Genomic DNA, 5,180 nt, shown 5'->3' with positions numbered 1-5,180 from the left:
GAAGATCTGAGACGTTACCAAATATGAGATACGAATGAATGATGGGCACAGGTGAGAGAATGCTGATAAAGAAGACAAAGAGCCTCTGTCCTACGTGCGGTAGCGTGCTTGACGCCGATATCGTCGAGGAGGAGGGAAAGGTCTGGCTGGTCCGTACCTGCCCAGATCACGGCACGTCCCGCGCCCTCTACTGGTCGGACGCCGAGATGTACCGGAGGTTTGATGCCTATGAGTGCATCGGAAGCGGGGTTTTGAACCCCCAGAAGGCCGCTTCACCGGCCGGGTGCCCGAACGATTGCGGCATCTGTCCAAATCACCGGTCAACGACGCTGCTTGCCAATATCGACCTGACGAACCGGTGTAACCTTAACTGCGACTTCTGTTTTGCGAACGCGCGGGCATGCGGCTACGTCTACGAACCGACCTTTGATCAGGTCGTCGATATGATGCGCATGCTGCGCGCGGAGAAGCCGGTGCCGGTTCCCGCCGTCCAGTTCTCCGGCGGTGAACCGACGATGCGCGACGACCTTCCTGAGCTTATCAGGAAAGCGAAAGAACTCGGGCTCTACCAGGTGCAGGTCGCGACAAACGGTATCAGGATCGCGCAGGACCCCGACTACATCGCTGAACTGAAGGAGGCGGGGCTCTCCACCGTCTACCTGCACTTCGACGGTATAACCCCAAAGACCAACTCGAAACTCGCAAGCGACCGGCGGGCCATAGCGAACTGCGAGAAGATCGGCATGGGGGTGGTGCTGGTGCCCACGGTCATCAACGGCAGGAACGACCACGAGGTGGGCGCCATCATCAAGTATGCCGCAGAGCATATCAAGACCATCCGGGGCGTCAACTTCCAGCCGGTGGCGTTCACCGGTGCTGCAAGCGAGGATGATGTCAGGAAAGAGCGCATCACCATCCCGGAACTTGCGGAGCGGATTGAGGAGCAGACTGATGGGGTTATCAAGAAAGAACACTTCTACCCGGTGCCCTGTGTCGTCCCGATATCGAGGCTGGTCGAGGCGTATACAGGCAAACCCCAGGTTACGTTCACCACGCACCAGCACTGCGGTGCGGCGACCTATGTCTTTGTCACCGATGAGGGGATGGTCCCGGTCAACAAGATGGTGGATGTCGACGCGTTCTTTGAGTCGGTTGAGAAGATGGCGACCAAACTCGCGAAGGGCGGGTCGATCAACAAATATATGACCCTTGTCGAGGGCGTCAAGGATCTCTACAACTCCACGAGGAAGGCGGAGCAGAAGAATACGGCAGAGTTCCTGAAACTGATCGGTAAAACTCTTGTGCTGCAGGATTTCGAGGCACTGCGTGAGTTCCACTGGAACGCCCTCTTCATCGGCACGATGCACTTCATGGACGCCTACAACTACGATCTTTGCCGGGTGCAACGGTGCTGTATCCACTATGCGACTCCCGACGGCCGCCTGATCCCGTTCTGCACCTACAACAGCGGTCCGGTCTACCGGGAGCAGGTCTGGAAAGCCTTCGCTCAACCTCAGAAAGACGAGTAACAGCCCATCATACGCCGGGGATGAGATCCCGCCCTCTCCCCAATCTTTTTTCTCTCCCAGATTCGGTGATGCCCTCAACGGGTGTTGCGGCCGTCAGCGCTGGTGGATCGGTGCATCTACTCTTGTCCATACGGTTGTTGTGTCATGTGGAAGCACGCGAGAGCGCGCGAAGGGGACTGTACCGTCCAGCAACCGTCCTTCGCGCGAGAGCGCGTGAGGTGGTGATCTGTACCAGGACCCGCAACATAAGGTGAAACGGTCCACTAGTGTATCATTTCATCTAATATTGTCCATGCAATACCATCTCACGCGAAGGGCGCGAAGCCGCGAAGTTCGGTTGCTGGGCGGCAGAGTCCCCTTCGCGTTCTTCGCGTCTTCGCGTGAGGTGGCGATCGCTCGCCCCGCATCAGGACCCGCAACATAAGGTGAAACGGTCCACTAGTGGAGCATTTCATCTACTATTGTCCATGAAGACCTCCCCGGGAGGCTTCCCTGCTCTGCTCCATCGTGCCCCGGGTCCGGCTTGTGCGGGGAGGAGGCGAGCCCCCTCCCCTGCCCCCACCCCCCGGGGTGATAGCCACCACGGTCCACTGCCCGGGCGAGCCCGGGGAATAGGTCGCGTTCCTGTGTGCAGCCTCTCGCTCTGGCCCATGAATGCTCCCGCGCGGCTTTCCGCGAGAGGATGGTGATCTGCACCGGAACCCGCGAAATAAGGTGAAATAGCCCACTGGTGGCGGGATGGCGTTTGTGGTGCCGCTCACGGAAACGGGAGTTCGTAGCCGTCACCGTTCTGGATGGCGAGCGCGGCGATGGCGAGATCCTGTATGGCAAGTCCCGTGGAGTCGAATATCGTGATGGCGCCAGGGGATGACCGCCCCTTCTGTCCGGTGACGACCTCGCCGAGGGTTCCTGCGATTCGAGCGGGGTCGTAACGGCCGGTTGTTATCGGCACATTGATCTCACCTGAATGGATCGCCTGGCAGCGGTCGTCGACGAATACTTCCGCCTTCAGCAGGAGTTCAGGGTCCAGTTCCTGTTTGCCGGGCGCGTCGGCGCCGATCGCATTGATATGCGTCCCCTCGTGGATCCACTCCGCCATCACAAGCGGCTCTCTTGACGGCGTGGTCGTGGTCAGGATATCGCAGTCGCAGGCACGTTCAAGACTGACGCCCCGGGCGTTGTAATCCGCGTAACGTGCCACAAACGCCTCCGCACTCTTCTCTGTCCTGCTCCAGACCAGGATCTCGGTCACCTCGAGCGCCGCATCCATCGCCTCGAACAGGGCCGCCGCCTGTCGCCCGGCCCCTACGACGCCGAGGGTGACGGTTTGCCGGGGTGCGAGATACCTCGCCGCCACGGCGCCTGCCGCCCCGGTGCGCATCGCCGTGAGTTCAGTGGCGTTGATGATTGCCTCTGGGGCGCCGGTCTCAACATCGATGATCACTGTGAGCGCCATGACGGTAGGAAGGCCTCGCGCGCGGTTTTGCGGGTTGACGTTGACGATCTTCACCCCGGCAAGCCCGAGTGCCGGGAGGTAGGCCGGCATCGTCCTGAAATCCCCGTCTCCGACGAACGTCACGTAGACCTTTGCAGGCATCTGGACATTTCCTCTCCCGTGCTCCGCAAACACCGCCTCAATCGCCCTGTTCACCTCGGCGTAAGACGGGTATCCGGAATGAACCGGATAGTATCTCATGAATCGATCACCCCGTGACGGCCGGGAAGGAATGCATGCAGCCATGCCCCCGGCAGGGTACAGGTATACATGCACCTCCCTCCGGCCCGGCAGGGAGATTAACCTGTTGGTGCAAAGGGGCTGAACGGCAAATCCCCCGCTTGCCTGAGAGTTCCCGGGAATGGCAGATGCTGAAGCGCCGCACCGTAAGCCGCAGTCCACCGGAGACGGGCGGTCCCCTGAAAAACAACAGGAGGTCGTCCCAGAACGCCTATGAGGCCGTTTCGGTCACAGGTGCAACCGATGAAAATCCCGAAGGACGATAGCCGCCGGGAAGTCGTGTTTTGGAGCACCGAATGTGCGGGCGAGGTGGGGGAGTTCGTGCGTCGGGTCGCCTTCGGGGTGGGAGCGCGCTCCCTCCCCCCGTAAGAAAGCGCGCCATGAGCCTTCGGCTCATAGATGAGCATGAAAAACGGCGGTGGCCCGCCCGTATCGGTAACAGTGGTTTGTTCTAGCGGATGCTCTGCATACCTATGGGGTGTTTTTCATACCAGCCATGATCCCCCCACTCGACAAATTGAGGTGAATTTCATGGGAAATTTTAGATCTAATGGCCCAGTAATTTCGTTACCGCCAGGATTATTGAATAATATTTCATTTAATCCCCCTTATGTTCGGGGTTTATTTCGTAATGTTTATAATTGATTTGATTAATTTATCATTAACGTGAATGTCCAGCGAACGTAACCGGCCTGCACGGGCGGAGCTTCGGGATCCCCCAAAACGGGTCAGGAATGCAGCATACGAGCGGTGCAGAGATCCAGGCTCACGGCAGCAAAACCCGGTGCTCCACCTGAACGGCGGGCCGTGTGATCTCTTCTCGTCGGTAAGGACATTGATCGCCCGGCCGCCGGGCACACCGGGCCTGATCCGGCTTGATGCCTGCAGGGGCGACTCCTTTGAGGGAGTCTGGCGGGAGCACACCGACGCCGCCAGATGGAACGAGATACAGGGTATGGGCAGGGGACCGGACCGGTACCGGAACCTCGTGCAGTGGTACGGGATGCCGTATTAGGGTCCGGTCGTCTGGTCCCATGAGGAAGGCGCGCTCGCCAGCGTCCCCCGTGCACCGCATCGCCGGGGATGAACGCGCGCTTTCACATACGCACGCCACACTCCTGATGGTCGCCCTCACCATCATCCTCGCCGCCCTTCTCCTGCTGATGCTGCTTGCGATGATCCCCTCCTGGTCGTGGGCGGAGCCGCCGCAGCCCCCAGTCATCATCACCGACATCATCCACACCAGCACCGAGACCGGGGAACTGACGTATGCAAGCAGGGTCTTTCTCCTCAACAACGGCAGCACGGTCTACAAGAACGATGACCTGAGGGCAGTCTTCTACCGGAACGGCCAGCTGGCCGCCATCGTCCAGACCCTGAACGGCTACCTCCTCATCAAGTCGCACCATGATGGGGTACGGTATCTCAGGGATGAGGGCTGCCGCACCCCATACTGGAACCCGGGCGAGGAGATGGAGGTGGATCTCACTGATGGCACCCTTATCCCGGGCGTAAAGGTTACCGTAGAGATCATAGATAAAAAGACGGAGAAGGTGATCTCAAAGCACACGGTGGTGGCATGAGGGGGGACCGTCCATAAAGACCACGTATTTCTGCTTGCACGCTCCTAGTGGAGCATTTCATCTTACCTTGAGGGTGTGTGGGAGTGATCGCCGGTCTCACGCGAAGAGCGCGAAGGGGACCATATCGTCCAGAAACCGAACTTCGCGTCCTTCGCGCCTTCGCGTGACGCAACAATCACATGGAAATATTAGGTGCAATAGTCCACTAGTGGAGCATTTCATCTTATTTTGCGGTTCTGGTGAGGATCGCCGACCGCTTGCGTGAGGCAATGGTACACATGAACACGACCTATTCCCCGGGCGAGCCCGGGAGTGGACCGTGGTGGGAATCGC

General features: G+C 59.3%; 4 protein-coding genes. 3 read left to right on the top strand and 1 reads right to left on the bottom strand.

Annotated elements, in window-relative coordinates; translation table 11 throughout:
• The first annotated feature begins 59 nt into the window (after positions 1-59).
• Positions 60-1,529 carry a tetraether lipid synthase Tes gene (gene tes, locus BP858_RS00620; RefSeq protein ID WP_286878563.1) on the top strand — a complete coding sequence of 490 codons (1,470 nt, stop codon included), beginning with the start codon at positions 60-62 and terminating at the stop codon, positions 1,527-1,529.
• Between the two features lie 757 nt (positions 1,530-2,286).
• On the opposite strand, the gene BP858_RS00615 is transcribed toward tes, so the two are convergent.
• Positions 2,287-3,225 (bottom strand): ornithine cyclodeaminase family protein, encoded by a 939-nt coding sequence (locus BP858_RS00615; RefSeq protein WP_074175619.1) that lies wholly within the window; start codon positions 3,223-3,225, stop codon positions 2,287-2,289.
• Between the two features lie 709 nt (positions 3,226-3,934).
• Between BP858_RS00615 and BP858_RS00610 the strand changes: the two genes are divergently transcribed.
• Both BP858_RS00610 and BP858_RS00605 read left to right on the top strand, forming a co-directional pair.
• Entirely contained in the window at positions 3,935-4,279 is a 345-nt protein-coding gene (locus tag BP858_RS00610) for a hypothetical protein (protein WP_238320305.1), read from the top strand.
• 19 nt (positions 4,280-4,298) lie between these two features.
• The gene (locus BP858_RS00605; RefSeq protein WP_286878562.1) at positions 4,299-4,847 is read left to right on the top strand and encodes a type IV pilin; all 549 of its coding nucleotides are present in this window, start codon (positions 4,299-4,301) and stop codon (positions 4,845-4,847) included.
• The last annotated feature ends 333 nt before the right edge of the window (positions 4,848-5,180 follow it).

This window comes from Methanoculleus sp. UBA413 (genome assembly GCF_002502935.1).
Lineage (GTDB): Archaea > Halobacteriota > Methanomicrobia > Methanomicrobiales > Methanoculleaceae > Methanoculleus > Methanoculleus bourgensis.
This window is presented reverse-complemented; position numbering and strand designations above follow the sequence as displayed.

What these genes read in the sequence shown, in the direction of transcription:
- tes (WP_286878563.1), top strand. Translation starts at nt 60, where the DNA reads ATGCTGATAAAGAAGACAAAGAGCCTCTGTCCTACGTGCGGTAGCGTG.
- BP858_RS00605 (WP_286878562.1), top strand. Translation starts at nt 4,299, where the DNA reads ATGAGGAAGGCGCGCTCGCCAGCGTCCCCCGTGCACCGCATCGCCGGG.
- BP858_RS00615 (WP_074175619.1), bottom strand. Translation starts at nt 3,225, where the DNA reads ATGAGATACTATCCGGTTCATTCCGGATACCCGTCTTACGCCGAGGTG.
- BP858_RS00610 (WP_238320305.1), top strand. Translation starts at nt 3,935, where the DNA reads ATGTCCAGCGAACGTAACCGGCCTGCACGGGCGGAGCTTCGGGATCCC.